Source organism: Mesorhizobium sp. M0751 (assembly GCF_040320265.1).
Lineage (GTDB): Bacteria > Pseudomonadota > Alphaproteobacteria > Rhizobiales > Rhizobiaceae > Mesorhizobium.
This window is the reverse complement of sequence record NZ_JAMYPH010000005.1, coordinates 93,460-118,850: the sequence shown is the minus strand read 5'-3', so window position 1 is coordinate 118,850 and position 25,391 is coordinate 93,460. Positions and strand designations below refer to the sequence as shown.

Annotated in this window: 17 protein-coding genes and 1 tRNA gene; 10 read left to right on the top strand and 8 right to left on the bottom strand. The window is 62.8% G+C overall.

Going from position 1 to position 25,391, the window contains the following annotated elements:
- Positions 1–3: 3 nt before the first annotated feature.
- From NKI19_RS10695 to bglA, 3 genes are all read left to right on the top strand, one after another.
- The gene (locus tag NKI19_RS10695; RefSeq protein ID WP_352566500.1) at positions 4–1,632 is read left to right on the top strand and encodes an alpha-D-glucose phosphate-specific phosphoglucomutase; all 1,629 of its coding nucleotides are present in this window, start codon (positions 4–6) and stop codon (positions 1,630–1,632) included.
- A gap of 253 nt (positions 1,633–1,885) precedes the next feature.
- Positions 1,886–3,892, top strand: a complete 2,007-nt coding sequence (gene glgX, locus NKI19_RS10690) for a glycogen debranching protein GlgX (protein ID WP_352566502.1) — start codon at positions 1,886–1,888, stop codon at positions 3,890–3,892.
- Entirely contained in the window at positions 3,882–5,510 is a 1,629-nt protein-coding gene (bglA, locus tag NKI19_RS10685; RefSeq protein ID WP_352566504.1) for a beta-galactosidase BglA, read from the top strand. Before glgX ends, bglA begins: the two co-directional genes overlap by 11 nt.
- 16 nt (positions 5,511–5,526) lie before the next feature.
- Here the strand turns inward: bglA and NKI19_RS10680 are convergent, their stop codons facing one another.
- The gene (locus tag NKI19_RS10680; RefSeq protein WP_352566506.1) at positions 5,527–7,311 is read right to left on the bottom strand and encodes a pilus assembly protein TadG-related protein; all 1,785 of its coding nucleotides are present in this window, start codon (positions 7,309–7,311) and stop codon (positions 5,527–5,529) included.
- Between the two features lies 1 nt (position 7,312).
- Entirely contained in the window at positions 7,313–7,732 is a 420-nt protein-coding gene (locus tag NKI19_RS10675; RefSeq protein ID WP_352566541.1) for a TadE family protein, read from the bottom strand.
- A 441-nt stretch (positions 7,733–8,173) separates the two neighbouring features.
- Between NKI19_RS10675 and NKI19_RS10670 the strand changes: the two genes are divergently transcribed.
- The 4 genes from NKI19_RS10670 (at position 8,174) to NKI19_RS10655 (ending at position 13,588) form a co-directional block, all read left to right on the top strand.
- Positions 8,174–9,766 carry a peptide ABC transporter substrate-binding protein gene (locus tag NKI19_RS10670; protein ID WP_352566507.1) on the top strand — a complete coding sequence of 531 codons (1,593 nt, stop codon included), beginning with the start codon at positions 8,174–8,176 and terminating at the stop codon, positions 9,764–9,766.
- 166 nt (positions 9,767–9,932) lie between these two features.
- The gene (locus NKI19_RS10665) at positions 9,933–10,856 is read left to right on the top strand and encodes an ABC transporter permease subunit (protein WP_352490801.1); all 924 of its coding nucleotides are present in this window, start codon (positions 9,933–9,935) and stop codon (positions 10,854–10,856) included.
- A complete protein-coding gene (locus tag NKI19_RS10660; protein ID WP_352490802.1) occupies positions 10,849–11,967 on the top strand; it encodes an ABC transporter permease in 1,119 nt (372 codons plus the stop codon). Before NKI19_RS10665 ends, NKI19_RS10660 begins: the two co-directional genes overlap by 8 nt.
- A 1-nt stretch (position 11,968) precedes the next feature.
- Positions 11,969–13,588: an ABC transporter ATP-binding protein gene (locus NKI19_RS10655; RefSeq protein ID WP_352566509.1), complete on the top strand. Its 1,620-nt coding sequence runs from the start codon at positions 11,969–11,971 to the stop codon at positions 13,586–13,588.
- Between the two features lie 59 nt (positions 13,589–13,647).
- On the opposite strand, the gene NKI19_RS10650 is transcribed toward NKI19_RS10655, so the two are convergent.
- Positions 13,648–13,724 (bottom strand) — tRNA-Pro (locus NKI19_RS10650).
- Positions 13,725–13,929: 205 nt separating this feature from the next.
- On the opposite strand from NKI19_RS10650, the gene NKI19_RS10645 reads away from it, so the two are divergent.
- Together NKI19_RS10645 and NKI19_RS10640 are read left to right on the top strand one after the other, a co-directional pair.
- Positions 13,930–15,444, top strand: coding sequence for a phosphomannomutase/phosphoglucomutase (locus tag NKI19_RS10645; protein ID WP_502899268.1), 1,515 nt, complete (start codon positions 13,930–13,932; stop codon positions 15,442–15,444).
- Between the two features lie 17 nt (positions 15,445–15,461).
- Complete coding sequence (locus tag NKI19_RS10640; protein WP_352566511.1) at positions 15,462–17,732, top strand: AGE family epimerase/isomerase; 2,271 nt, start codon at positions 15,462–15,464, stop codon at positions 17,730–17,732.
- Here NKI19_RS10640 and betB read toward each other — a convergent pair.
- The 5 genes from betB to betI are packed head-to-tail and all read right to left on the bottom strand — an operon-like array spanning position 17,696 to position 23,998.
- On the bottom strand, positions 17,696–19,159 hold the full coding sequence (betB, locus tag NKI19_RS10635) for a betaine-aldehyde dehydrogenase (protein ID WP_352566513.1): 1,464 nt from the start codon (positions 19,157–19,159) through the stop codon (positions 17,696–17,698). The genes NKI19_RS10640 and betB overlap by 37 nt on opposite strands.
- A gap of 59 nt (positions 19,160–19,218) precedes the next feature.
- Positions 19,219–20,871 carry a choline dehydrogenase gene (betA, locus tag NKI19_RS10630; protein WP_352566515.1) on the bottom strand — a complete coding sequence of 551 codons (1,653 nt, stop codon included), beginning with the start codon at positions 20,869–20,871 and terminating at the stop codon, positions 19,219–19,221.
- Between the two features lie 3 nt (positions 20,872–20,874).
- Complete coding sequence (locus NKI19_RS10625) at positions 20,875–21,882, bottom strand: threonine/serine dehydratase family protein (RefSeq protein ID WP_352490808.1); 1,008 nt, start codon at positions 21,880–21,882, stop codon at positions 20,875–20,877.
- Positions 21,882–23,411 (bottom strand): choline-sulfatase, encoded by a 1,530-nt coding sequence (betC, locus tag NKI19_RS10620; protein WP_352490809.1) that lies wholly within the window; start codon positions 23,409–23,411, stop codon positions 21,882–21,884. The genes NKI19_RS10625 and betC overlap by 1 nt, the downstream gene beginning before the upstream one ends.
- Positions 23,408–23,998, bottom strand: coding sequence for a choline-binding transcriptional repressor BetI (betI, locus tag NKI19_RS10615; RefSeq protein ID WP_352490810.1), 591 nt, complete (start codon positions 23,996–23,998; stop codon positions 23,408–23,410). Before betI ends, betC begins: the two co-directional genes overlap by 4 nt.
- A 224-nt stretch (positions 23,999–24,222) precedes the next feature.
- Between betI and NKI19_RS10610 the strand changes: the two genes are divergently transcribed.
- Positions 24,223–25,389, top strand: coding sequence for an acetyl-CoA acetyltransferase (locus NKI19_RS10610; RefSeq protein ID WP_352566517.1), 1,167 nt, complete (start codon positions 24,223–24,225; stop codon positions 25,387–25,389).
- Positions 25,390–25,391: the final 2 nt, after the last annotated feature.

Genomic DNA, 25,391 nt, shown 5'->3' with positions numbered 1-25,391 from the left:
CTGATGATCCGCACTATCGCCACCAAACCCTATCCCGACCAGAAGCCCGGCACCTCCGGGCTGCGCAAGAAAGTCCCGGTGTTCCAGCAGGAGCACTATGCCGAGAACTTCATCCAGTCGATCTTCGATGCCCTGGACGGGTTCGAGGGCAAAACCCTGGTGATCGGCGGCGACGGCCGCTTCTATAACCGCGAGGTCATCCAGAAGGCCATCGCCATGGCCGCGGCGAACGGCTTCGGCAAGGTGATGGTCGGGCAGGGCGGCATCCTGTCGACGCCGGCCGCTTCGCATGTCATCCGCAAATATAAGACCTTCGGCGGCATCATCCTGTCGGCCAGCCACAATCCGGGTGGCCCGCATGAGGATTTCGGTATCAAGTACAATGCCGGCAATGGCGGCCCGGCGCCGGAAAAGCTGACCGACGCGATCTTCGAAAAAACCAAGGCGATTTCGAGCTTCAAGATCGCCGATATCGGGCCGGTCGACATCGACACGATCGGCACGGTCAAGGCGGCTGACATGACCGTCGAAATCATCGATCCGGTCGCCGACTATGCCGAACTGATGGAAAGCCTGTTCGATTTCGATGCCTTGCGGGCGCTGTTCAAATCAGGCTTCCGCATGCGCTTCGACGCCATGCATGCTGTGACCGGCCCCTACGCCAAGGAGATCCTCGAAAACCGCCTCGGCGCGCCCAACGGCACCGCCCGCAATTTCATTCCGCTGCCGGATTTCGGCGGCCACCATCCAGATCCCAATCTGGTGCATGCAAAACACCTCTATGACGAGATGATGGGGCCGGATGCGCCAGACTTTGGCGCTGCCTCGGATGGCGACGGCGACCGCAACCTGATCATCGGCAAGGGCATTTTCATCACCCCGTCGGATTCGCTGGCGATGCTCGCCGCCAACGCCCATCTGGCGCCAGGCTACAAGGCCGGGCTGAAAGGCATCGCCCGTTCGATGCCGACCAGCGGTGCTGCCGACCGGGTCGCCGAAAAGCTCGGCATCGGCATCTATGAAACGCCAACCGGCTGGAAGTTCTTCGGCAATCTGCTCGATGCCGGCATGGCGACGATCTGCGGCGAGGAAAGTGCCGGAACCGGCTCCAACCATGTCCGCGAAAAGGACGGCCTGTGGGCCGTGCTTTTGTGGCTCAACATCCTTGCCGTGCGCGGCGAAAGCGCCAAGCAGATCGTCACCCAGCATTGGGCGGCCTATGGCCGTAACTACTATTCGCGCCATGATTACGAGGAGGTCGAGACCGACCGTGCCAACGCCCTTGTCGACGAGCTGCGCGCCAAGCTCGGCTCGCTGCCTGGCACCAGCGTGCGCGGCATGACGATCGCCAGCGCCGATGATTTCGCCTATCACGATCCGGTCGACGGCTCGGTCAGCAAGAACCAGGGCATCAGGGTATTGTTCGAAGGCGGCTCACGCGTCGTCTTTCGCCTGTCCGGCACCGGCACCTCGGGCGCGACGCTACGTCTTTATGTCGAGCGCTACGAGCCGGACAAGAGCCGCCACGATCTCGACACCCAGGAGGCGCTTGCCGATTTGATCGCGGCGGCCGACGACATTGCCGGGATTCGCAGCCATACCGGCCGCGCCAAGCCGAGCGTGATTACGTGAGCCTGGAGCGGCGCGCCTTTCCTTCTCCCCTTGTGGGGTCCGAAGGACGGGCCGAGACCCGTGGCTCGCCCCCGGGTGGTGGATCGGCGCGTAGCGCCGAGACGGATGAGGGGTGTTGGACGGATCGCCGTGGGTGCCAAGCTGGAGCACCCCTCATCCGTCGCCTTCGGCGACACCTTCTCCCACAAGGGGAGAAGGGGGAACTAACCTGGCAACGCCTCAAACTGTCTACGACCTGCTGCTGTGAGCGCGCGTGAGCCAACTCGGCGCAACCATCACCAAGGAAGGCATTCGCTTCGCCGCATGGTCCTCGTCGGCTCGGCGCATCTGGATCTCGATTTTCGACGAACACGGCAACCGCGAAGTCGACCGGCTGGAACTCCAGTCGGAAGGCGAGGGCGTCCACGCACTTTTTGTTGCCGGTCTCGGCGCCGGCACCCGATACGGGTTCCGCGCCGATGGCGACTACGCGCCGGAACACGGTCTCTGGTTCGATCCCGACAAGCTGCTGGCCGATCCCTATGCCGTCGAGATCGACAGGTCCTATGCCTATGACGGCCGGCTGGCCGCGCGCCGGGGCGAGGGGGCCGACACGGCGTCGCTGATGCCGAAGGCCATTGCTGGCGTCTTGCCGGAACCCTTGCCTGCTTTGCCGCCTCTATTTCGGCCCGGCGGCCTCATCTACGAGGTGCCGGTACGCGCTTTCACAAAGCTGCATCCGGACATTCCCGAGAAACAACGCGGCACCATTGCAGCGCTCGCTCACCCCCTCGTTGTCGAGCATCTGCGAAAACTCGGCGTCGCAGCCATTGAGTTGATGCCGGTGACTGCATCGATCGACGAACGGCATTTACCGTCCCTCGGGCTGCGCAACGCCTGGGGTTATAATCCCGTGACCTTTATGGCGCTCGATCCGCGACTGGCGCCCGGCGGTCTGGCCGAGTTGCGCGGAACGGTCGCCGCGCTGCGCGTGGCCGGCATCGGCACCATCCTCGACCTGGTGTTCAACCACACCGGCGAAAGCGACCGGCTCGGCCCGACATTGTCGCTGCGCGGGCTCGACAATCGCGCCTATTACCGGCACGAGGCCGACGGCGCTCTGGTCAATGACACCGGAACCGGCAATACGCTCGCCTGCGATCATCCGGTCGTCCGGGAAATGGTCCTCGACACGCTTCGTCACTTTGTGCGCCATGCCGGCGTCGACGGTTTCCGCTTCGATCTGGCGCCCGTTCTGGGTCGCGTCGACGGCGTTTTCGACGCTGATGCGCCGCTGCTGAACGCCATTCGCAAAGATCCTGTTCTTGGCGACCGGGTGCTGATCGTCGAGCCTTGGGATATTGGACCGGATGGCTATCAGCTGGGTAATTTTCCGCCGCACTTCCTCGAATGGAACGACAGATACCGCGACGATATCCGCCGCTTCTGGCGCGGCGACGGCGGCATGATCGGTGCGTTGGCGACGCGGCTTGCCGGTTCGTCCGACGTCTTTGCCAAAGCAGGCCAGACAATGAGCCGCAGCGTCAATTTCATCGCTGCGCATGACGGCATGACGCTGGCCGATATCGTTTCCTATGAGCACAAGCACAACGAGGCCAATGGCGAACAGAACCGCGATGGTCACGACGACAACCTGTCCTGGAACAATAGCGTCGAGGGCGAAACCGGCGACCGGGCGATCGTTACGGTCCGTTTCGATGATCAGCGCGCGCTGCTGGCGACGCTCTTTGCCTCGCGCGGCACGATCATGCTGACGGCCGGCGACGAGTTCGGCCGCACGCAGCGCGGCAACAACAACGCCTACGCGCAGGACAATGACATCACCTGGCTCGACTGGTCCGGGCGCGACCGGGCGCTGGAGCGGTACACGGTTCTGCTCGCCAAGATGCGTCGTGCCGTGCCGGCGCTTTTGGACACAACATTCCTGACCGGAGAACCGCCTGCGGGCTCGGAAATCCCAGACGTAGCCTGGCTGACGGAAACCGGCGTGCCGCTCGACGAGGCAGCCTGGCACAATGCTAGGCGGCACCGGCTGGTCATGGTTCTCGGTAGCGGTGAGAACAGTCGCCTTGCGGTGGTCATCAATGGCGACCGCCGGGCCTGCATGTTCACGCTGCCGGAACGGGCGGGTTTTCTTTGGCGCCCAGCTATCGAACCGGATAGTGGCGATATCTCACGGCCGGTGCCTGGGCGAACGGTCTTGTTCATGATCGAAAGCAGGACAGCGCGGGCGGGCGCAGGGGAGAGCCATGATGGCTGACAATGCCGAATGGTGGCGCGGCTGCGTCATCTACCAGATCTACCCGCGCTCCTTCCAGGATACGACAGGCGACGGCAGCGGCGATCTCCGCGGCATCACCTCGAGGCTGGCCCATGTCGCATCGCTCGGTGTCGACGCGGTTTGGCTGTCGCCTTTCTTCAAGTCGCCAATGGCCGATATGGGTTACGACGTTTCGGATTACTGCGCCGTCGATCCGACGTTCGGCACATCAGAGGATTTCGACGCGCTGGTTGCCGAGGCACACCGGCTCGGCCTGAAGGTGATTATCGACCAGGTCTTGTCGCATTCGTCGGATCGGCACGAATGGTTTGTCGAAAGCCGCACGAGCCGCGACAACCCCAAGGCCGACTGGTACGTCTGGGCCGATGCGAAGCCCGACGGCACCGCCCCCAACAACTGGCTGTCGCTTTTCGGCGGCCCGGCTTGGGAATGGGACGCAACGCGCAGGCAATATTACCTGCACAATTTCCTCGCCTCGCAGCCGGACCTGAATTTCCACAATCCGCAGGTGCAGGACGCCCTGCTGGAAACGGTGCGGTTCTGGCTCGAGCGCGGCGTCGACGGTTTCCGGTTGGATACCGTCAACTACTACGTCCACGACCGCTGGCTGCGCAGCAACCCGCCTTTGGCGGAAAGCGTCGCCGGCACCAATACGGCAACCAGCCCCTATCTCTATCAGGAGCATCTCTTCGACAAGAGCCAGCCGGAAAACCTTGCTTTCCTCAGGCGCTTCCGGGCCTTGCTTGACGAATATGAAGGCCGCGTCGCTGTCGGCGAGATTGGCGACGAAACTCGTTCCTTGCAAACACTCGCCGCCTATACCGGCGGTGGCGACAAGCTTCAAATGTCCTACACGTTCGACCTGCTCGGCCCGCAATTTTCGGCGTCGCATGTGCGTGGCTGTGTCGAGGCCTTCGAAAGTAAGGTGTTCGACGGCTGGGTTTGCTGGGCGTTCTCCAACCACGATGTCGTGCGCCATGTCAGTCGCTGGACAAAGCCGGGCGGCGATCCGGACAGGGTGGCGAAATTCTCGATCGTGCTGCTTTCCTGCCTGCGCGGATCGATCTGCCTCTACCAGGGCGAAGAACTCGGGTTGGAGGAGGCCGAACTGGCGTTCGAGGATTTGCGCGATCCCTTCGGCATCCGCTTCTGGCCGGCAATCAAGGGGCGGGATGGGTGCCGAACGCCGATGGTCTGGGAGGCTGGTGCCGACAATGCCGGCTTTTCGACCGGCAAGCCGTGGCTTCCGGTGCCGGCAAGCCATCGCGCCCGGGCGGTCGACGTCCAGGATGGCGAGCAAACCTCCGTCCTGGCGAGCTACCGGGCGATGCTGGCCTTGCGCAAGCAGCATCCGGCGCTGGTTCGAGGCTCGATCCGGTTCCTCGATGCCGAAGGCGACGTCCTTGCTTTCATTCGCGAAGGCGGTGACGAAAAGCTGCTTTGTGTCTTCAATTTCGCCGACGAGCCGGCCGGCTGGCACTTGCCACCGGATGTGGAAGCGATAGAGCCGATAGATCTTGGCGGTGCTGCCGGCGTCTTGCAGGAAAGAACTCTGTCGCTGCCGCCGCTGGGCTGCTTCCTCGGCCGGATCGGCTGAGCTCTATTTCATCATCTCATTGAACGAGCACGGAGCGCCCGCAAGTCGCGCCGACAACCCGCACATCAGCTTCGCCGACATGCACGCCGACAGCTGCAAGCACGTTATAGACCAGTTCGTCGACCGGCGCCGTCACGCCGTTCAGAACCGCTACCACCGCCGGCTTCACCGTTCCGAGCAGGGCCGTCACGTCCAGCCCGAGGCCCAGTGCATTGACCGAGAGCGAGAGGCCGCTGACCAGCGATGTCGTGAGCGATTGCGTCAGGTTTTTCGTGGCGACAGTTTTTATCGTCTTGTTGGCGATATCGGTGCTGTCGAACGTCAATGTGGTCGGATCGTTGTTGGTGATGGCAAGCGATGACGAACCCTTCACATCGAGCAGATTGAGGGTGAGCAGCAGAAGCCTCACGCTTACCTGTGCAATCGTGGCATCGGAGAACGATTGCGGATTGCTGAAATCGGCGAAGGTCGATGGGCTGTTGTCGGCGTCGCTGGCGGCAAGGTGCAGCGAGGCCACGCCAGGCTGCGCGGCGATCGAGACCTTGATGCTATCCGGCCGGCCCGTCGGGCAACTGATGTCGGTCAGCTTGGCTTCCGCATAGGCGACTTCGACATGCAGAGGCAGGTTGACGGACAGCAGGCTGATGCCGCCGCCGAGATTGGAATTGCCGATGCCGACTGTGGTGACCAGCTTGATGCGCGTCTGCGCGGTGCGCACCACGGTGCCTTTTTCCCCGACGGCCAGCCAGGGTGAGTATTGCATCGGTTCGCCGATGGCGATGGCGAGCGTGGTGGAGGTAAGTCCCGGAATAGTGGCGCCGAGATCGACCTGGACCTGGTTTGAGCCATTGGCCAGCGAGGCGGCGGCACCCAGCATGCCCATCGCGCTTGCGTCGACGGAAAAGCCGGGAGACTTTTGTCCGAGGCCGAGCTTGCCGATCGAGCCAAGGTCGATAAGGTGACTGAGGGGTATCTTGACCGTGTTGGTGGCCCTCGACGCGATCGTCTGCAGCACAAGTTTGCTGGCGCTGCCCGACCCGGACGCATTGGCCATGGCAGTCGCGATCTGGCCTACCGTCGCTTTTGACGCCAGCACGTCGGAATAGCTGACACCTGTCAGTTGCAACTGTACGGCAAGGGCATCGACGAACGAAAGCACGTTTACATCGGCCGAGATCAGCGCGTTGTAGTCCATGACGCTGAGCGCAATGTTGGCGCCCAGCAACTTGCTGAGAAGCGCGTTGAGGATGCCGCCATTGACGCTGAGGAGCCTGGACCCGACCGAGAACATCGCTTGCGGGGTCACGCTGGCAATGGCTTCGGTGCCGACGACCGGAGTAGGGATGAGCGAACTGGCGAAATACCGGGCGGGGATTTTTTTCAGAGTGACGCGAACGGCGTTGTAAGGCGTTTTACCGGCTTCGAAGCGCTTGTCGACGCCAACGGAGGACGCCGCTGAGTATCGGCCGCCGGTGACCGACACGACGGTTTTGCCAACCGTGGGAACGATTGTCTGACCTGGCTTTTGAACAATGATGCCGGGCATTCGGTTGTCACTGAGCGTGGTTACTGCCGCGGCTTCCATATTGTTGATGTTCGACGCCGCGGTGATCGCCGCCAGATCGGTCATCGCCTGGGCTTCCCTGCGCTCCGTGTAGATCGAACCTTCGTCGACAGCAAAGGCCGCCAGCCCCAACGCGAATGGCGATATCAGCGCCGTCATGACGGCAAAGTTCGCCTTCTTGTCGCCAACCATCGACCGAGCGATCCGCCCGATGCCCCTCAGCAAGAACTGCGACATTTCAAATGCCTCCAATCCTGATGGTCGATCTGCGTGAGATCGTGGTTTGCGGCATCGCAAGGCTGGGCAACAGGTTCCAGATTGGCAGGTTGCTGGCATCGTACTGGATCGACACGACGAACTGATTTCCGTCGGCCGTGCTGTCCGTCGCCTGATAGGTCAGCTTGCCGGAATCGACGAACGGGTATCCACTGGCATTGTTTTTGACGAAACTCGCCACCAGCGCCTGGCGCTCGGTCTGATTCAATCCGGCAATTGCGGTGCGGGCGGCATCGGCGGCGATTTGCTGCAAGGAGTTGCTTGCACCAAAATAGATACCGTATGCAACCATTCCGAGCAAAAGAAGGATAAAGATCGGGGAAAGCAGGGCGAACTCGACCGCGGAAGTTCCGGACTCTTCTCCAATTTTGCGTAGATTCATCCGTATTTGGCGCAATATTTTACGCTTCAATGTGACAGTATTACTGTCTATCTTGTTCATTGCCCTTGCCCGTTGGAACCCAAGGTCGATGTGCCGATCCCATCGAAGTTTGTAACCCTTGGTTGCCTAAGAACCAATTAATACATTCTGGTAAACTGAAATGATCGGCCAGATTATTTCCCAAATCGGTGTTCTGGCCAGGAAACCCAGTCAAACTCATGGTTCCGACCATTGATTGGCCGCCCGCAAAACGACTGCCCCGGCCCCCTTACTTTGGGTGACCCCGAGAGTCTGTTGAAATAAAAAATCTCCACGTTACTGTTTGGCCACCAGCTGCCGGAAAGGGAACCGGCTGCGCGCTCGAAAGGAACCAGCCAATCGGTTTCGGGGCGTCAACACTTAGAGACGTGGCTGAAGGGCGACGTCATTAGGGAGAACTCCATGCTGAAACATGTGCTGAAGGCGACGGTACTCGCCACGACCATGATCTTGGCCGCCGGTGCGTTCTACACGCCGGCTTTCGCCGAAACCGTCTACAACCGCGGAGCCGCCGCCGAAGCGGAGACGCTCGACCCGCACAAGACCTCGACGGTCTACGAAGCCGATATCATACGCGACCTGTTCCAGGGCCTCGTCATGCATGACCAGAAGACGAATCTCATTCCGGGCGCCGCCGAAAGCTGGACGGTGTCCGACGACGGCACTGTCTACACCTTCAAGCTGCGCAAGGATGGCCTCTGGTCGGATGGCAGCCCGGTAACGGCGGACGACTTCGTTTATTCGTTCCGTCGGCTGGAAGATCCGGCCACCGCAGCCGAATACGCTTCCATGCTTTATCCTGTGAAGGGTGCCGAGGAAGTCAACACCAAGAAGGGCAAGCCGGAGGATATGGGCGTCAAGGCGATTGACGCAAATACCCTCGAAGTCACGCTCAAGGCGCCAACGCCTTACTTCCTGGAGATGCTGACCCATCAGGCGACCTATCCGGTCAACAAGGCGTCTATCGAAAAGCTTGGCGCCGACTGGATCAAGGCAGGCAAGCTGGTGTCCAACGGGGCCTTTACAGCGGCAGAGTGGATTCCCAACGACCATCTGAAGCTGGTCAAGAATCCGAAATTCTGGGATGCCGCGAGCGTCAAGTTCGACGTGGTCAACTACATCCCGACCGAGGATCGCTCGTCGGCGATGAAGCGCTTCGAGGCCGGCGAATTCGACAGTTACGGTGACCTGCCGACCGAACAGCTCGCCGACCTCAGGGCCAAATTCGGCGACCAGGTCCGTGTCGGGCCATATCTCGGCATCTACTATTACGCGATCAAGACCGACAAGGCGCCGTGGGACAATGTCGAACTGCGCAACGCCATCTCGATGGCGATCGATCGCGACTTCCTTGCTGAAAAAGTCTGGCAGAATTCGATGCTGCCCGGCTATTCGATGGTGCCTCCAGGCATCGAGGGCTACACGCCGGCACTGGCCAAATACGCCGACATGTCGCAGATCGACCGCGAGGACGCTGCGAAGAAGATCCTCGAGAAACTCGGCTATACACCCGAGCATCCGTTGAAGATGCAGATCCGCTACAACACCTCGGAAAACCACAAGAACACCGCTGTCGCTATCCAGGAACAGCTGAAGCCGCTTGGCGTCGAGGTCAGCCTGCTCAACACCGACACCAAGACGCACTACTCCTTCCTCGAGCAGAAGGGCGACTATGACGTGGCGCGTGCCGCCTGGATCGCCGATTACAAGGACCCGGAAACTTTCCTCGGCATATCCCGCAAGGCCAGCGGCAATAATTATTCGAGCTACGACAGCCCGAAATTCGAAGCGGCAATGGATAAGGCCGCCGCCGCCGGCGGCAAGCCCGAACAGCGCATGAAGGAACTCGCCGAGGCCGAGCGCATCCTCGTCGACGACGTCGGCGAGATACCGCTTCTCTACTACAGCTACCACGACATCGTTTCCTCGAAGCTGCACGGCTTCGACGACAATGTGATGGACATCCATCCGTCCCGCTTCATCAGCAAGGACTGATCCCTTAGCCAGGCCGCCGCGCAACTCAACGCGCGGCGGCGCCGGTTTGCCATCGCATCGGCCCGGGAACCGGATTCGATTTTCGACAATGTCGGTGCGAAGATTTGAAGGCTAGAGCGCAATCGTCCAGCCGGACGCGCGCTGCTCTGGATCAAGCGGGGCATCGATGCTGCGATTCGTTTTCCGGCGGCTGCTGACCGCCATCCCGACGCTGTTCGTCATCGTGACCATAGCGTTCTTCCTGATACGCGTCGCGCCGGGCGGCCCGTTCAACCAGGAGCGGGGCCTGAGCCCCGAGATCAGAGCCAATCTCGAAGCCCAGTTCGGCCTCAACGACCCGCTCTGGCTGCAATACCTCCATTATCTAGGCAATCTTCTGCGCGGCAATTTCGGTCCCAGCTACAACATGCCGGATTTCACCGTCGGCGAGCTGTTCAGGGAAGGCCTGCCGATCTCGATCCAACTCGGCGCTTCGGCGCTCGTTCTGGCGCTGCTCCTCGGCAGCGTGCTCGGCACTGTTGCCGCGCTCAACCAGAACAAGCTTGCCGACTATTCGGTGATCGCACTGGCGACCGCCGGCAGCACCATACCAACCTTTGTCATCGCCCCGGTAATCCAGCTTGTGTTCGGATTGACCTGGAAGCTGCTGCCGATCGGTGGCTGGGGGGATGGAGCCCTCATCAACAAGGTCGGCCCGGTGCTGACGCTCGCTCTGCCGCAGATCGCCATCGTTGCCCGCCTGATGCGCGGCTCGATGATCGAATCGCTGCACTCGCATCACATCCGCACCGCGCGCGCTCTCGGCCTGTCCGACTGGTCAGTCGTCGTCAAGCATGCACTGCGCGGCGCCATCCTGCCGATCGTCTCCTTCACCGGTCCGGCAGCTGCAGCCCTCCTCACCGGCTCGATCATCGTCGAGACCATCTTCTCTATCCCGGGCATCGGTCGCCATTTCGTCGTTGCCGCGCTCAACCGCGACTACACACTGGTGATGGGAACGGTGGTGGTCATCGCGCTCTTCACCATTGTCTTCAACCTGATCGTCGACGTCCTCTATGGGGTCGTCGATCCGAGGGTGCGCTATGACTGATATCGCAGTTGCCGCACCGGTCGTCGGTCGATCCCTGTGGGGTGACGCCTGGGCGCGCCTCAAGGCCAATCGCGCGGCCATGTTCAGCCTCTATTATCTTGCCTTCATCGCCGTCATCAGCGTGTTTGGGCCCTATTTCGTGCCGCACCAATACACCACCATCTACGCCGACTATGTCCGGACGCCGCCGAGCTTCTCCGCCTATCCGAAGGCCGACATGATCGAAGGCGCTCTCGATGAGGCGATCAGGCGTATGCGCGTCGACATCAAGGAGTGGCGGCAGGAGGGCAGCCGTGTGTTCGTCACCGTCAAATCGTCCAAGCCGATCGACGACCGCAACATTCGCTACCTTGATCGTTCCGATACCTTTGATGACACAAAGATCGAGAGCAAATCGCCGGACGGTCTCGAAATGGTGATGAGTGCCTCGATCAAGCAGCAATATTTCGTGTTCGGCACCGACAATACCGGCCGCGATCTCCTATCCCGAACGCTGATGGCCGGGCGCATATCGCTGGCCATCGGCCTGCTTGCCGGCATCGTGGCCGTGGTCATCGGCGTGCTCTACGGCGCCACCGCCGGCCTTGCCGGCGGCAGGGTCGACGAGGTGATGATGCGTGTCGTCGACGTGCTTTATTCTTTGCCGTTCATCTTCTTCGTCATCATGCTGGTGGTGTTCTTCGGCAGGAACTTCGTGCTGATGTTCCTGGCCGTCGGCGCGGTGCTGTGGCTCGACATGGCGCGCATCGTGCGCGGACAGGCGCTGTCGATCCGCCGGCAGGAATATGTCCAGGCGGCTGAGGCGATGGGCGTCGGCCAGCGCGGCATTCTGCTGCGCCATGTGATCCCCAATTTGCTCGGGCCGGTGGTGATCTATATGACGCTGCTGGTGCCGCAGGTCATCATCCTGGAGAGTTTTTTGTCGTTCCTCGGGCTCGGCGTCCAGGAGCCGATGACCAGCTGGGGCGTGCTGATTTCGGTTGGCGCCCAGAACATCGGCTCGGCCAACTGGCTGCTTTTGTTCCCGGCCTTCTTTCTCGTCTCCACGCTGTTTGCGCTGAATTTCGTCGGCGATGGGCTACGCGACGCGCTCGACCCGAAGGATCGTTGAGATGGCTGCTTCCGAAACCATCCTCAGCGTCAAGGACCTTCGCGTCCGCTTCCGCACCCTCGACGGTGTGGTGGAGGCGGTGAAGGGTATCAACATCCACGTCAAATCAGGCGAAACCGTCGCCGTCGTCGGCGAATCCGGTTCCGGCAAGAGCCAGACGATGATGGCGGCGATGAGCCTGCTCGCCTCGAACGGCGAAGCCACCGGCACAGTCGATTATCGCGGCCGCAATCTTTTGACCTTGAGCAAGCCTGAGCTCAACAAGATCCGCGGCCGCAAGATCAGCATGATCTTCCAGGAGCCGATGACGTCGCTCGACCCGCTCTATTCGATTGGCAACCAGCTGATCGAGCCGATCCGCAAGCATCGCGGACTTGGCGCCGCCGCGGCGCGCGAGGAGGCGCTCAAGTTGCTGCGGCTGGTCCATATTCCCGATCCGGAGCGGCGGATGAAATCCTATCCGCACGAGTTGTCGGGCGGCCAGCGCCAGCGCGTCATGATTGCCATGGCGCTGGCCAACGACCCCGACATACTGATCGCCGATGAGCCGACGACCGCGCTCGACGTGACCATCCAGGCGCAGATCCTCATGCTGCTCGCCGAACTGCAGCGCAAGCTCGGCATGGCGATCGTCTTCATCACCCACGATCTCGGCATCGTCAGGCGCTTTGCCGATCGGGTCTATGTGATGCGCTATGGCGAGGTGGTCGAGGAGGGCGAGGCGGAAGCGATCTTCGCCAACCCGCAGCACGCCTACACCAAGATGCTACTCGCCGCCGAACCGACCGGCACCAAGGCGCCGCCGCCTCCGAATGCGCCTGTCCTGCTTGAAGGCAGGAACGTCGAGGTGACCTTTAGGATCGGCGGCGGATTTCTTGGCGGCGAGCCGCTGCTGCTGCGCGCCGTCGATCGCATTTCGATCCGGTTGAAGCGCAACCAGACCATCGGCATCGTCGGCGAATCCGGCTCGGGAAAATCGACGCTCGGCCGCGCCTTGCTGCGGCTCCTGCCCAGCGACGGCATCATCCGGCTTGGCGATCGCGACATTTCCCACGCCGACCGCCAGGCGATGCGGCCGCTGCGGCGCGAATTGCAGCTGGTCTTCCAGGATCCATTCGGCTCGCTGTCGCCACGCATGACCGTCGGCCAGATCATCACCGAGGGGCTCTTGGTCCACGAGCCCAATCTGTCGGGCAGGCAGCGCGATCTCCGCGCGGTCGACGCCTTGCTCGAAGTCGGGCTCGACCCGAACACGCGCAACCGCTATCCGCACGAATTCTCCGGCGGCCAGCGGCAGCGCATCGCCATTGCGCGCGCCATGATCCTCAAGCCGAAGGTGGTGGTGCTGGACGAGCCGACCTCGGCGCTGGACCGCTCCGTGCAGAAGCAGATCGTCGAATTGCTGCGCAAGCTGCAGGCCGACCACGAGCTGTCCTATCTATTCATCAGCCACGATCTCGCCGTCGTGCGCGCCATGGCCGACTACATCATTGTCATGAAGCAGGGCAAGATCGTCGAGGAGGGACCGGCCGAGGCGATCTTCAGCAATCCGCAGGCCACCTACACACAGACACTGATGGCCGCGGCCATCGACGTCACGCGATTTCGCCTGAGTGCATAGCGTGATTGGTCAGAACTGCGTTGTTTCGGGAACAAAAACAGCTAAGCCGCTGTTTTTTCTGGTCGGAGTGGCAGGATTTGAACCTGCGACCCCATCGTCCCGAACGATGTGCGCTACCAGGCTGCGCTACACTCCGTGACCAGACCGCGGGCTTATAGCCGCCGCGTTTGGTTACTGCAAGCGCCAATGGCAGCGCTTCTGTCGCATTTCTTTCGCTTTAGCCGCCACGTCATACAGGTTTCAGTTTCCTGTCGCACAAACACGGCTTAAAGGGCTTGTGGGTAACCGTCCACTTGCCTCGAAGCACCTGATTCAGCCGCCTGGAGTTTGCAGCCTTGTCGATGAAGATCGTTAGCGATGTCAGACCAAACACTTTTGAGTTTGAAACCTCGGCGTTGATCAAGCCGTCCGGGTTTCGCGAATATGATGCGCGCTGGTGGTTCGGCCATCCCGGCTCGAACGAAACGCCGGAACTCAATCTGATCGGCGTCCAGGCGCTCGGCATGGGGCTCGGCACGCTGATCCGTCGCCTGGGTGCCGGACCCGACATCGTCACCGGTCACGATTTCCGCTCCTATTCGCTTGCCATAAAGCTGGCGCTGGTTTCCGGGCTGATGGCGGCCGGCGCACGGGTCAAGGATGTCGGGCTGGCCCTGTCGCCGATGGCTTATTTCGCCCAGTTCGCGCTGGACACGCCGTCCGTCGCCATGGTCACTGCCTCGCACAACGAGAATGGCTGGACCGGCGTCAAGATGGGCGCGGCGCGCCCGCTGACTTTTGGTCCGGAAGAGATGAGCGCCTTGAAGGCGATCGTGCTCTCAGGCGATTTCGACCTTGTCGGTGGTGGCTCCTATGACTTCGTTGCGGATTTCCGCAAAACCTACCTCGACGATCTGACAGCGGGAAAGCGTATCTCCAGGAAGCTCAAGGTGGTGGCCGCTTGCGGCAACGGCACCGCCGGGGCTTTCGCTCCCGAGGCACTGGAAAGGATCGGCTGCGAGGTGATCCCGCTCGACGTCGAGCTCGATCATACGTTTCCCAACTACAATCCCAACCCCGAAGACATGCAGATGCTGCACGCCATTCGCGACAAGGTGCTGGAGACGGGCGCCGATGTCGGGCTCGGCTTCGACGGCGACGGCGATCGCTGCGGCGTGGTCGATAATGAAGGCAACGAGATTTTCGCCGACAAGGTCGGTGTCATGCTGGCGCGCGACATCTCGCACCTCTATCCCGGCTCGACCTTCGTCGTCGACGTCAAGTCGACCGGATTGTTCATGACGGACAAGGTGTTGCGGGAAAATGGCGCGGTCACCGATTATTGGAAAACCGGTCACTCCTATATCAAGCGGCGCGTTGCCGAACTCGGCGCCGCCGCCGGTTTCGAGAAATCGGGCCATTTCTTCTTCAATCCGCCGATCGGCCGCGGCTACGACGATGGTCTGGTCACGGCCATCGCCATATGCCAGATGCTGGATCGCAGCCCGCAAAGCAGCATGGCCGACCTCTACCGCGACCTGCCGCTGACCTTCGGCACGCCGACCATGTCGCCACATTGCGCCGACGAGCTCAAATACGGCGTCGTCGAGCGCGTCGTAGGCGACTTTCGCAAGATGAAGGACGAGGGCGCGGTCTTCGCCGGCCAGAAGATCGCCGAACTGATCACCGTCAACGGCGTCAGGGTCGTGGCGGAGGACGGCACCTGGGGCCTGGTGCGGGCATCATCGAACAAGCCGGAGCTTGTGGTGGTGGTGGAGAGCCCGGTATCATCCGAGCGGCGCCGGCAGATGTTCGAAGCCGTCGATGCGGTGCTGCGCCGCAGCTCCGAAGTTGGCGCTTACAATCAGACCTTTTGAACGCGGGGCTTGTTTTCATGACCGAACGGATCGTCAGTTTTGTGATGAGCGGAGGCGTCGGCTCGCGGCTGTGGCCGCTGTCGCGCGAGGACAATCCCAAGCAGTTCCATGATTTCTCCGGCGACGGCTCGATGCTGGCCAAGACGCTGCGCCGGCTGACGGCGCGGCCGGAGGGCGAAACGCCGGTTTTCCTGATTGCCTCGGAAAGGCATGCCGACCGCGTTCATGCCGACATTGCCGGTCACGAGCTTTCCGGCGGCGGTCCGCTGTTCGAGCCGACCGGACGCAACACCGCCGCTGCCGTCGCTTTGGCAAGCCTGCGCACGCTGTCGGAATTCGGCGACAGCCTGGTGCTGGTGGTGCCGTCCGACCATGAGATCGCGACGCCACAGCAATTCTGGCGCAGCGTCGAGGCCGGCACGGCTGTCGCGCGCCAGGGCAGGCTGGTGGTGTTCGGCATCAAGCCCGCCCAACCCGAGACCGGTTATGGCTACATCGAGGTGGCCGGCGAGCGCGATGGCATCTGCGATGTCTCGCGTTTCGTCGAAAAACCCGATCTCGCCACCGCGCAGAGCTATCTCGAGGCCGGCAATTTCTACTGGAACACCGGCATCTTCCTGTTTCGCGCCAGTGCCATGCGCGACGCGTTCATGGCTTTCCAGCCCGACATCTGGAGCGCCACCGAGGCAGCCTACCAGGGTGCCACATCGGACCTTTCCGGCCTCTACATGCCTCTGGAGCTCTATGCCGCCATCCCATCGACATCGATTGACTATGCGATCATGGAGCGCGCCAGCGGCATCGCCATGGTGCCGGCCGGCTTTCGCTGGAACGATCTCGGCTCCTGGCAATCGCTGCTCGACGTCGGCCCCTCCGACACGCAGGGCAATGTCATCGTCGGCGATGTCGTCGCCATCGATTGCGAGAACTCCTATATCCGCAGCGACGGTCGCCTGCTGTCGGCCATAGGCCTGAAGGACGTTGCCATCGTGTCGACCGCCGACGCCACTTTCGTCGCCCCGGTCAGCCACAGCCAGAACGTCAAGAAGATCGTCGAGCAGCTCGAAAAAAGCGGCCGCCTCGAGACCAGGTTCACGCCCGCCGACGACCGCGTCATCGAAAGCGGCGCCTGGCAGCGCCGCGTGCACCATTGGCTGTTCGAGGAGACGGTGCCGTTGTGGTCGACAGTCGGCGTCGATGAGCGCCATGGCGGGTTCCACGAGGCGCTCGGCTTCGATGCCGCCCCGCTGATGAAACCCAAGCGCATGCGCACGCAGGCCAGGCAGATCTACGCCTTCGCCGTCGCCAAGGCGCGCGGCTGGAACGGCCCGGCCGATCGGCTGATCAGCCACGGCCTCGAATTCATGGCCAGGCACGGACGTACCGACAATGGCGGCTGGGTACGCACGCTCAACATCGACGGCACCGTCGCCGACGCCGCCGAGGATGCTTACGACCATTCCTGCGTGCTCCTGGCGCTGGCACATGCCCATATGTGCGGCAATCCCGATGCGTTGCGGCTTGGCGAGGAGACCTTTGCGTTCATCGACGCGCATCTCGAGGACGAACGCCTGACCGGCTTCCGCGAAACCTCGAGCGGCGAGGGCGAGCGCCGCTCCAACCCGCATATGCATCTGCTCGAGGCATTCCTGGCTTGGCATCAGGCGACGGGCGAGCGTGCCTATCTTCGCCGCGCCGCGCGCATCGTCGATCTGTTCCGCAGCCATTTCTTCGACCCGGAAAGCTGGACGCTGGGTGAGTATTTCGACCATGAATGGCGGCCGGCCCCTGGCGAGAAGGGCACGTGGACCGAACCTGGCCATCATTTCGAATGGGCCTCGCTGCTGGTCGACTTCGCCGGGCGCAGTGGCCAGAGCGGCTTGACCGGGCTCGCCCGGAAACTTTATGCGTCGGCGATTGCCAATGGCCTGAACCGCGCTACAGGCCTCGCCTACGGCGCGGTCTCGCGGCAAGGACTGCCGCTCGACCGCGTCTCGCGCAGCTGGCCGCAGGCCGAAGCGATCAAGGCGGCGATCGCGCTGGACGGTTCGGGCGGTCCCGACCTGAAGCCGGAAATCGAGGCGCGTGTCGGCCGGCTGTTCCGCTGGCACATCAATCCGGCACCGCTCGGCCTGTGGATCGACCGCATCGACGAGCGTGGCCGCTCGCTGGCAAGCGAGGTGCCGGCCAGCATCTTCTATCATCTGGTCTGCGCGCTGACCCAGTATCTCGACGGCACGGCCCGCAAGGATCAGTACGGGCTGGCGACATCCCCCGTCTCGACATAGACCGACTTCAGCTGCGAATAGAGCGCCAGTGCCGCGAGCGAATTCTCGCGGCCGATGCCGGACTGCTTGAAGCCGCCGAAGGGGATTTCGACCGGCGTCAGATTGTAGGCGTTGATCCAGCAGGTGCCGGCCTGCAATTCGGCGATGACGCGGTGGGCGCGCTGCAGGTCGCGTGTGAACACGCCTGCGGCGAGGCCGAATTCGGTATCGTTGGCGCGCTCGATCACCTCGTCCTCGCCGTCGAACTTCAGCACGCTCATCACCGGCCCGAAAATCTCCTCGCGGGCGATGCGCATCCTGTCGGTGACACCGGTGAACACCGTCGGCTCGACGAAGAAGCCGCCCTGAAAACCCTGCAGCGAAGGCACGTTGCCGCCGCAAGCGAGTACCGCGCCATCCTGCTTGCCGGCCTCGATGTAAGAGACCACCTTGTCGTGCTGCGCCTTCGAGACCAGCGGCCCCATCTGCGTGTCCGGATCGAGCGGATCGCCGATGCGGATTTTCTTCGTCCGTTCGGTCAGCCTCTCGACGAAACGGTCATGGATGCCGCTCTGCACGAAGACCCGCGTGCCGTTGGAGCAGATCTGGCCGGTCGAATAGAAATTGCCGAGCATCGCGCCGCCGATGGCGTTTTCGAGGTCGGCGTCATCGAAGACGATCAGCGGCGACTTGCCGCCGAGCTCCATCGTCGCGTGCTTCATCTTCGAGCCGGCGAGCGACAGCACCTTGCGGCCGGTTGGCACCGAGCCGGTCACCGAGACCTTGGCGACGACATCATGTCCGACAAGACCGGCGCCGACATCGCCAAAACCCTGCACGACGTTGAACAGCCCGTCGGGCAGACCGGCCTCGGTGTAGATTTCGGCGAGCGCCAGCGCTGAAAGCGGCGTGTTCTCCGAGGGCTTGAAAACCATCGCATTGCCCATGGCTAGGGCGGGTGCGGATTTCCAGCCGGCGATCTGGATCGGGTAGTTCCAGGCGCCGATGCCGACGCAAACGCCGAGCGCCTCGCGCCTGGTATAGGCAAAGGGTCCGCCGAGATCGACGGCCTCGCCATTGAAGGCGGCGACCGCGCCGCCGAAATATTCGAGGCAATCCGCCGCCGACGGAGCGTCCGCAACCAGCGTCTCCTGGATCGGCTTACCGGTATCCAGCGTCTCGATGCGCGCCAGATCGGCATTGCGCGCGCGCAAGATGTCGGCGGCACGGCGCAGGATGCGGCCGCGTTCGACCGGCTTCAGCCGCGCCCAGGCCGGTTGTGCCGCACGCGCCGCCTCGATCGCGAGCTCCAGCACGTTCGGTGTCGCCGAGCGCAGCATGGCGATGGTCTCGCCGGTTGCCGGATAGATGACCGGCAGGGGCGCGCCGCGCTCGTCGTCGATATAGCGGCCGTTGACATAATGCGATGCCGTTGGCTGGGCGCGCATGACTGTTCTCCAAATCGTCTTTTCGCGGCATGCAGAATATGCGTCCGCCGGATCATGGCCTATCTGTCCGACACCTGCCAGCGCGGATTGATCCATGGTTCCTGGTTGGACGGTGGCAGCGGCGTACGCCCGAGAATGTGGTCGGCGGCCTTCTCGCCGGTCATGATCGACGGCGCGTTGAGATTGCCGTTGGTGACGCGTGGAAAGATCGAGGAATCGGCGACCCGCAGCCCTTCGACGCCAATGACGCGGCATTCCGGATCAACGACGCTCATCGCATCATCGGCACGGCCCATCTTGCAGGTGCCGCAAGGATGGTAGGCGCTTTCGGCGTGGTCGCGAATGAAGGCGTCGAGCTCCTCATCCGATTGCACATGTGAACCCGGCGACAGTTCCTTGCCGCGGTACGGATCGAAGGCAGCTTGCCCGAAGATCTCGCGGGTCAGCCGGATGCAGTGACGGAACTCCGTCCAGTCATCCGGATGCGACATGTAGTTGAAGCGGATCACCGGCTTCGATTTGGGATCGGGCGAGCGCAGCGTGACCGAACCGCGCGACTTCGACCGCATCGGCCCGACATGCGCCTGGAAACCATGCGCCTTGGCCGCCGCCTTGCCGTCATAGCGGACCGCGGCCGGGATGAAGTGATATTGGATATCGGGATAGTCGACGCCGGCGCGCGAGCGCACGAAGGCGGCCGCCTCGAAATGATTGGTGGCGCCGAGGCCGGACTTGAAGAACAGCCACTGCGCCCCGATCAGCGCCTTCGAGAACGGGTTCAGCACCGAGTTCAGCGTGATCGGCTTCGTCGATTCCTGCTGGATGTAAAGTTCCATATGGTCCTGCAGATTGCGGCCGACGCCGGGCCGGTCGGCGATCACCGGAATACCGTTCTCCCTAAGGTGCTGGCCGGGGCCGATGCCGGACAGCATCAGGATCTTGGGCGAGTTGATCGAGGACGCGGCAACGATCACCTCGCGCCGCGCTCTGACCACCTGAATCCGTTTGCGCACTTCGATCTCGACGCCGGTGGCGCGTTGATTCTCGATGACTACTCGCCGGGCGAAACCCTCGACCAGGCTGACATTTTTTCGCCTCAGCGCCGGCCTCAGATAGGCACTCGCCGCCGACCAGCGGCGACCGCCGCGAATGGTCTGCTCCATCGGCCCAAAGCCTTCCTGCTTCGCGCCGTTATAGTCGTCGGTCAGCTCGAAACCGGCCTGACGGCCTGCCTCGACGAAGGCGCCGTAGAGTGGGTTCGTCCTCGATCCGCGCTGCACAGTCAGCGGCCCGCCATGGCCGCGCCAGCCGTCCTCGCCGCCTGCGCTATCCTCCATGCGCTTGAAATAGGGGAGCACGTCGGCAAAGCCCCAGCCGACCGCGCCCTGTTCGGCCCAGTGGTCGAAGTCGCGCGCATGGCCGCGGACATAGACCATGCCGTTGATCGACGATGAGCCGCCGATGACCTTGCCGCGCGGCGTCGCCAGCACGCGGCCGCCGAGATGCGGCTCCGGCTCGCTGGCAAAGCCCCAGTCGTAGAGGCTCATATTGAGCGGGATCGACAGCGCCGACGGCATCTGGATCAGCGGCCCGATATCGCTGCCACCATATTCGATGACGATCACCGAATGCTTGCCGTCCTCCGACAGCCGGTAGGCCATGGCCGAACCGGCCGAGCCGGAGCCGATAATGACGAAATCCGCTTCAAGCATGGTTCATGCGCGCCCATGGTTCATATGCGCAATGAAATCGGCCAGCGAGACGTTGCCGCCGGTTGCCATTACGAGAACGGTCTTGGCGGTCACGTCGACCTTGCCGCCCAGCAGTGCCGCGAGCGAAGCAGCGCCCGAAGGTTCGAGGACCAACTTCAGCCGCTCGAAGGCGATTTGCATGGCGCGCCGCACCGAAGCATCGTCGACCGTGACGCCGCGAACGCCGGCGGCCTTCACCGCTGCGAACGGCGCGTCGCCGGGCCGCCGCGACATCAGCCCATCGCAGATCGATTTCGGCCCGATCGGCATGGTTTCGATGGCGCCATGCGCCAACGACGAGCCCATGCCGTCAAAACCTTCCGGCTCCACGCCGATGATCTTCGTGGTTGGCGACAGGTAGTGGAAGGCCAGCGAAACACCGCCGATCAGGCCGCCGCCGCCGACCGAGCAGAACAAGAGATCGGCCTCGACCTGCCTGGCGGCGAGCTGGTCGAGTGCCTCCAGCCCGGCACCGGCCTGGCCGGCGACGATCTCCGGATCGTCGAACGGGTGCAGCAGCGCCAGGCCTTCGCTCGCGGCGATCTCGCGCGCCTTGGCGGCAGCGACTTCCTCACGCGCGCGCTCGCCATGGTCGGTCAGCACGACGCGGGCGCCATAGCCCGACGTGGCATCGCGTTTGGCGGCAGGCGCGTCGATCGGCATGACGATGGTGACGGGAATGCCAAGCGCCTGGCCCGCCGCCGCCAGCCCTTGCGCGAAATTGCCGGAGGAGTAGGCGACGACGCCATTTTTGGCTTCATCGGGCGACAGCCGCTTCAGCCGCCAATAGGCGCCGCGCACCTTGAACGATCCAGCCCATTGCAGCGACTCGGCCTTGACGAAGACGCGGGCGGCGCCGGTCTCGCGGGCGAGTGCCGCCGATTCCAGCAGCGGCGTGATCTGCGTCGCCTTCGAGGTGACGGCATAGGCCTGCCTGAGATGGTCGAGCGAGGGGAGGAGACTATCTGTCATCATTCGCCTCGCGGAAAGCGCTTCTGCTCTTCGAGCAGGTCGAGGTTCATATGGTTGCGCATGTAGCGCTCCGATGCCTTCTGGAGCGGCTGGAATTCCCAGGGGTAATGGGTGCCGTTGCGCAGCGCCGGGTAGACCACCCAGCGGCGTGCCTGGCTGGCACGCACCGCCGCGTCGAACGCAGCCATGTCCCAGCGCGCCCGCACCTTGTCGGTGAAAGCGGCCACCAAAGCCGCATTGGCCGGATCGGCGGCGAGGTTGGTCAATTCCCGCGGATCCGATTCAAGATCAAACAGTTGCGGCGGGTCGATCTCGCAATGGATGAATTTGTAGCGGCCCTCGCGCATCGCCACGATCGGGGCGTTGGAGCCTTCGGCAGCATATTCCATCAGCACCGGCGCGGAGCGTTTCTTTCCGTTCAGCAGCGGCAGCAGCGATTGGCCGTCGGTCCACGGCGCAATCGCGCTGATGTCGATGCCGGCGAGGTCGCAAAGCGTCGGCGTCACGTCGAGGTTGGAGACCGGCGTCTCGATAAGGCCGGCGGCGATGCCGTTGCCGGCGATCATCAGAGGCACCCGCGCCGAACCTTCGAAGAAGCACATCTTGAACCACAGGCCGCGCTCGCCGAGCATGTCGCCATGGTCCGAGCAGAACAGGATGATTGTGTCGTCGAGCATGCGCGTAAGCTCGAGCACGGACAGCAATTCGCCGAGCTTGTCGTCGAGATATGAGATGTTGGCGAAATAGCCGCGCCGCGCGCGGCGGATCTGCTCCGTGGTGATGTCGAACCTGTCATAGTCGCTGGCGCGGTAGAGCCGCTGCGAATGCGGGTCCTGCCTGTCATAAGGAATGAAGCCGACCTCCGGCTCGAGCGCCGGGCAATCCTCGTAGTGGTCCCAGTAGCGCCGCCGTGCGACGTAGGGATCGTGCGGATGGGTGAAGGAAACAGTCAAGCACCAGGGGCGATGTGCGGCGTCGTCGGAGACGCGGGCAAAATCATAAAGCTTCTGCACCGCATGGAAGGCGACCTCGTCGTCATATTCCAGCTGGTTGGTGATCTCGGCAGTACCGGCGCCGCTCACCGAGCCGAGATTGTGATACCACCAGTCGATCCGCTCGCCGGGCTTGCGATAGTCCGGCGTCCAACCGAAGTCGGCCGGATAGATGTCGGTGGTCAGCCGCTCTTCGAAACCGTGCAATTGGTCCGGGCCGACGAAATGCATCTTGCCGGAGAGGCAGGTGTGATAGCCGGCAGCGCGCAGATGATGAGCAAAGGTCGGGATCGAAGACACGAATTCGGCGGCGTTGTCATAGACCCCTGTGCGTGACGGCAACTGGCCGCTCATGAATGCGGCGCGGCCCGGCGCGCAGAGCGGCGAGGCGGTGTAATTGTTGCAAAAACGAGCCGAACGTGCGGCCAGCGCCTTCAGATGCGGCGCGTGCAGGAAGTCCGCCGGCCCATCCGGAAACAGCGTTCCGTTGAGCTGATCGACCATCACGATCAGGATGTTGGGTCGCTTGGATGTCACTGCTTCTGCCGTCCGCTGAGCTTCGTTTCGAGATAGTCCTCGACCAGTGCAATCGCGGTCGCGGCATCGGGGACGCCGTCCTTCAGCGCGCGCCTGATATAGAGCCCGTCGATCAGCGCCGCCGTCGCTTCGGCGATCCGGTCGGCCTCGCTTCTCGGCAGGATGCCGGTCAGCCCGCTGAGCAGATTGGAATGCAGCCGCCGCGCATAGACCCTGAGCAGCCGGCGAAGTGCTGCCGATTTCTGCGCCTCGACATAGAAGGCGAGCCATGCGGCGATCGTTTCGGGCCGGAACTGGATGTCGGAGAAATTGACCGCGACCACTGCCGAGACGCGCTGCCGCGCCGAGCCGGCTGCGCGAAGCGCGCGGCGCGTGTCGGCGGTGAGCTCGCTCAGGATGTGCCGCATCGTCGCCAACAGCAACTCGTCCTTGGCACCGAAATAATGGTGGGCAAGCGCCGAGGACACGCCGGCACGCCCGGCGATTTCCGACATCGTCACATCAAGCGAGCCGCGCTCGCCGATCGCCGAGATCGTTGCGTCGATGAGCGCCCTGCGGCGCAACGGCTCCATTCCGAGTTTCGGCATTCCTGCTCCGGCCTTTTGGGGCAAGATTATTTTTTATTGACGCATCAATCAACAAAAATCCAGCCTGATTTGCTGGCAAAAGCCAGGCACTATGACCAGATGATCAAGATCAAGCGATTGTGCGGTTCTGGCCCCTTCACGAAGCCGGCGGAACGGTTCATGCTTGAACAATGCTGAGCGCGCCGCAGTATCGCGTGGCCCAGGTCCACAGGATGGAGATCGCCATGACAGCATGCATCGTCGGTTGGGCGCATTCGCGCTTCGGCAAGCTCGAAGGCGAGACGTTGGAGGGCCTGATCACCAAGGTGGCAGTCGAGGCGCTCGATCATGCCGGCATCGGTCCGGATGACATCGACGAGATCGTGCTCGGCCACTTCAACGCCGGGTTTTCCGCCCAGGATTTCACCGCGAGCCTGGTCCTCCAGGCCGACGACCGGCTGCGCTTCAAGCCGGCGACCCGCGTCGAGAACGCCTGCGCCACCGGCTCGGCGGCGGTCAGGCAAGGCATCCGCGCCATCGACGCCAATGCCGCCCGTATCGTGTTGGTGGTCGGCGCCGAGCAGATGACGACGACGCCCGGTCCCGAGATCGGAAAGAACCTGCTCAAGGCCTCGTATCTGCCGGAGGACGGTGACACGCCGGCAGGCTTCGCCGGCGTCTTCGGCAAGATCGCCCAAGCCTATTTCCAGCGCTACGGCGACCAGTCGGATGCGCTGGCGATGATCGCCGCCAAGAACCACAAGAACGGCGTCGACAATCCCTACGCGCAGATACGCAAGGATTTCGGCTACGAGTTCTGCCGGCAGGAAAGCGAGAAGAACCCGTTCGTCGCCGGTCCGCTGAAGCGCACAGACTGCTCGCTGGTGTCGGACGGCGCCGCCGCGCTTGTCCTTGCCGACACGGCCACGGCGCTGAAGATGCGCCGCGCCGTCGCCTTCCGCGCTAATCAGCATGTGCAGGATTTCCTGCCGATGTCGAAGCGCGACATTCTCGCCTTCGAAGGCTGCGAGCAGGCCTGGAACCAGGCGCTGAAGCAGGCGGGCGTGACGCTCTGCGACCTGTCCTTCGTCGAGACGCATGACTGTTTCACCATCGCCGAACTGATCGAGTATGAGGCGATGGGCCTGGCAAAGCCGGGCGAGGGCGCCAAGCTGGTCCTGGATGGCGAGACGGCGAAAGATGGAAGGCTGCCGGTCAATCCGTCGGGCGGGCTGAAGGCCAAGGGCCATCCGATCGGTGCCACCGGTGTATCGATGCATGTGCTGAGCGCCATGCAGCTCGTCGGCGAGGCGGGCGGCATCCAGGTGCAGGGAGCGAAGCTCGGCGGCATCTTCAACATGGGTGGTGCTGCGGTCGCCAACTACGTTTCCATTCTCGACCGGATCAGATAAAC

What these genes read in the sequence shown, in the direction of transcription:
- NKI19_RS10695 (WP_352566500.1), top strand. Translation starts at nt 4, where the DNA reads ATGATCCGCACTATCGCCACCAAACCCTATCCCGACCAGAAGCCCGGC.
- bglA (WP_352566504.1), top strand. Translation starts at nt 3,882, where the DNA reads ATGATGGCTGACAATGCCGAATGGTGGCGCGGCTGCGTCATCTACCAG.
- NKI19_RS10680 (WP_352566506.1), bottom strand. Translation starts at nt 7,311, where the DNA reads ATGTCGCAGTTCTTGCTGAGGGGCATCGGGCGGATCGCTCGGTCGATG.
- NKI19_RS10675 (WP_352566541.1), bottom strand. Translation starts at nt 7,732, where the DNA reads ATGAATCTACGCAAAATTGGAGAAGAGTCCGGAACTTCCGCGGTCGAG.
- NKI19_RS10670 (WP_352566507.1), top strand. Translation starts at nt 8,174, where the DNA reads ATGCTGAAACATGTGCTGAAGGCGACGGTACTCGCCACGACCATGATC.
- NKI19_RS10665 (WP_352490801.1), top strand. Translation starts at nt 9,933, where the DNA reads ATGCTGCGATTCGTTTTCCGGCGGCTGCTGACCGCCATCCCGACGCTG.
- NKI19_RS10660 (WP_352490802.1), top strand. Translation starts at nt 10,849, where the DNA reads ATGACTGATATCGCAGTTGCCGCACCGGTCGTCGGTCGATCCCTGTGG.
- NKI19_RS10655 (WP_352566509.1), top strand. Translation starts at nt 11,969, where the DNA reads ATGGCTGCTTCCGAAACCATCCTCAGCGTCAAGGACCTTCGCGTCCGC.
- NKI19_RS10645 (WP_502899268.1), top strand. Translation starts at nt 13,930, where the DNA reads ATGAAGATCGTTAGCGATGTCAGACCAAACACTTTTGAGTTTGAAACC.
- NKI19_RS10640 (WP_352566511.1), top strand. Translation starts at nt 15,462, where the DNA reads ATGACCGAACGGATCGTCAGTTTTGTGATGAGCGGAGGCGTCGGCTCG.
- betB (WP_352566513.1), bottom strand. Translation starts at nt 19,159, where the DNA reads ATGCGCGCCCAGCCAACGGCATCGCATTATGTCAACGGCCGCTATATC.
- betA (WP_352566515.1), bottom strand. Translation starts at nt 20,871, where the DNA reads ATGCTTGAAGCGGATTTCGTCATTATCGGCTCCGGCTCGGCCGGTTCG.
- NKI19_RS10625 (WP_352490808.1), bottom strand. Translation starts at nt 21,882, where the DNA reads ATGACAGATAGTCTCCTCCCCTCGCTCGACCATCTCAGGCAGGCCTAT.
- betI (WP_352490810.1), bottom strand. Translation starts at nt 23,998, where the DNA reads ATGCCGAAACTCGGAATGGAGCCGTTGCGCCGCAGGGCGCTCATCGAC.
- NKI19_RS10610 (WP_352566517.1), top strand. Translation starts at nt 24,223, where the DNA reads ATGACAGCATGCATCGTCGGTTGGGCGCATTCGCGCTTCGGCAAGCTC.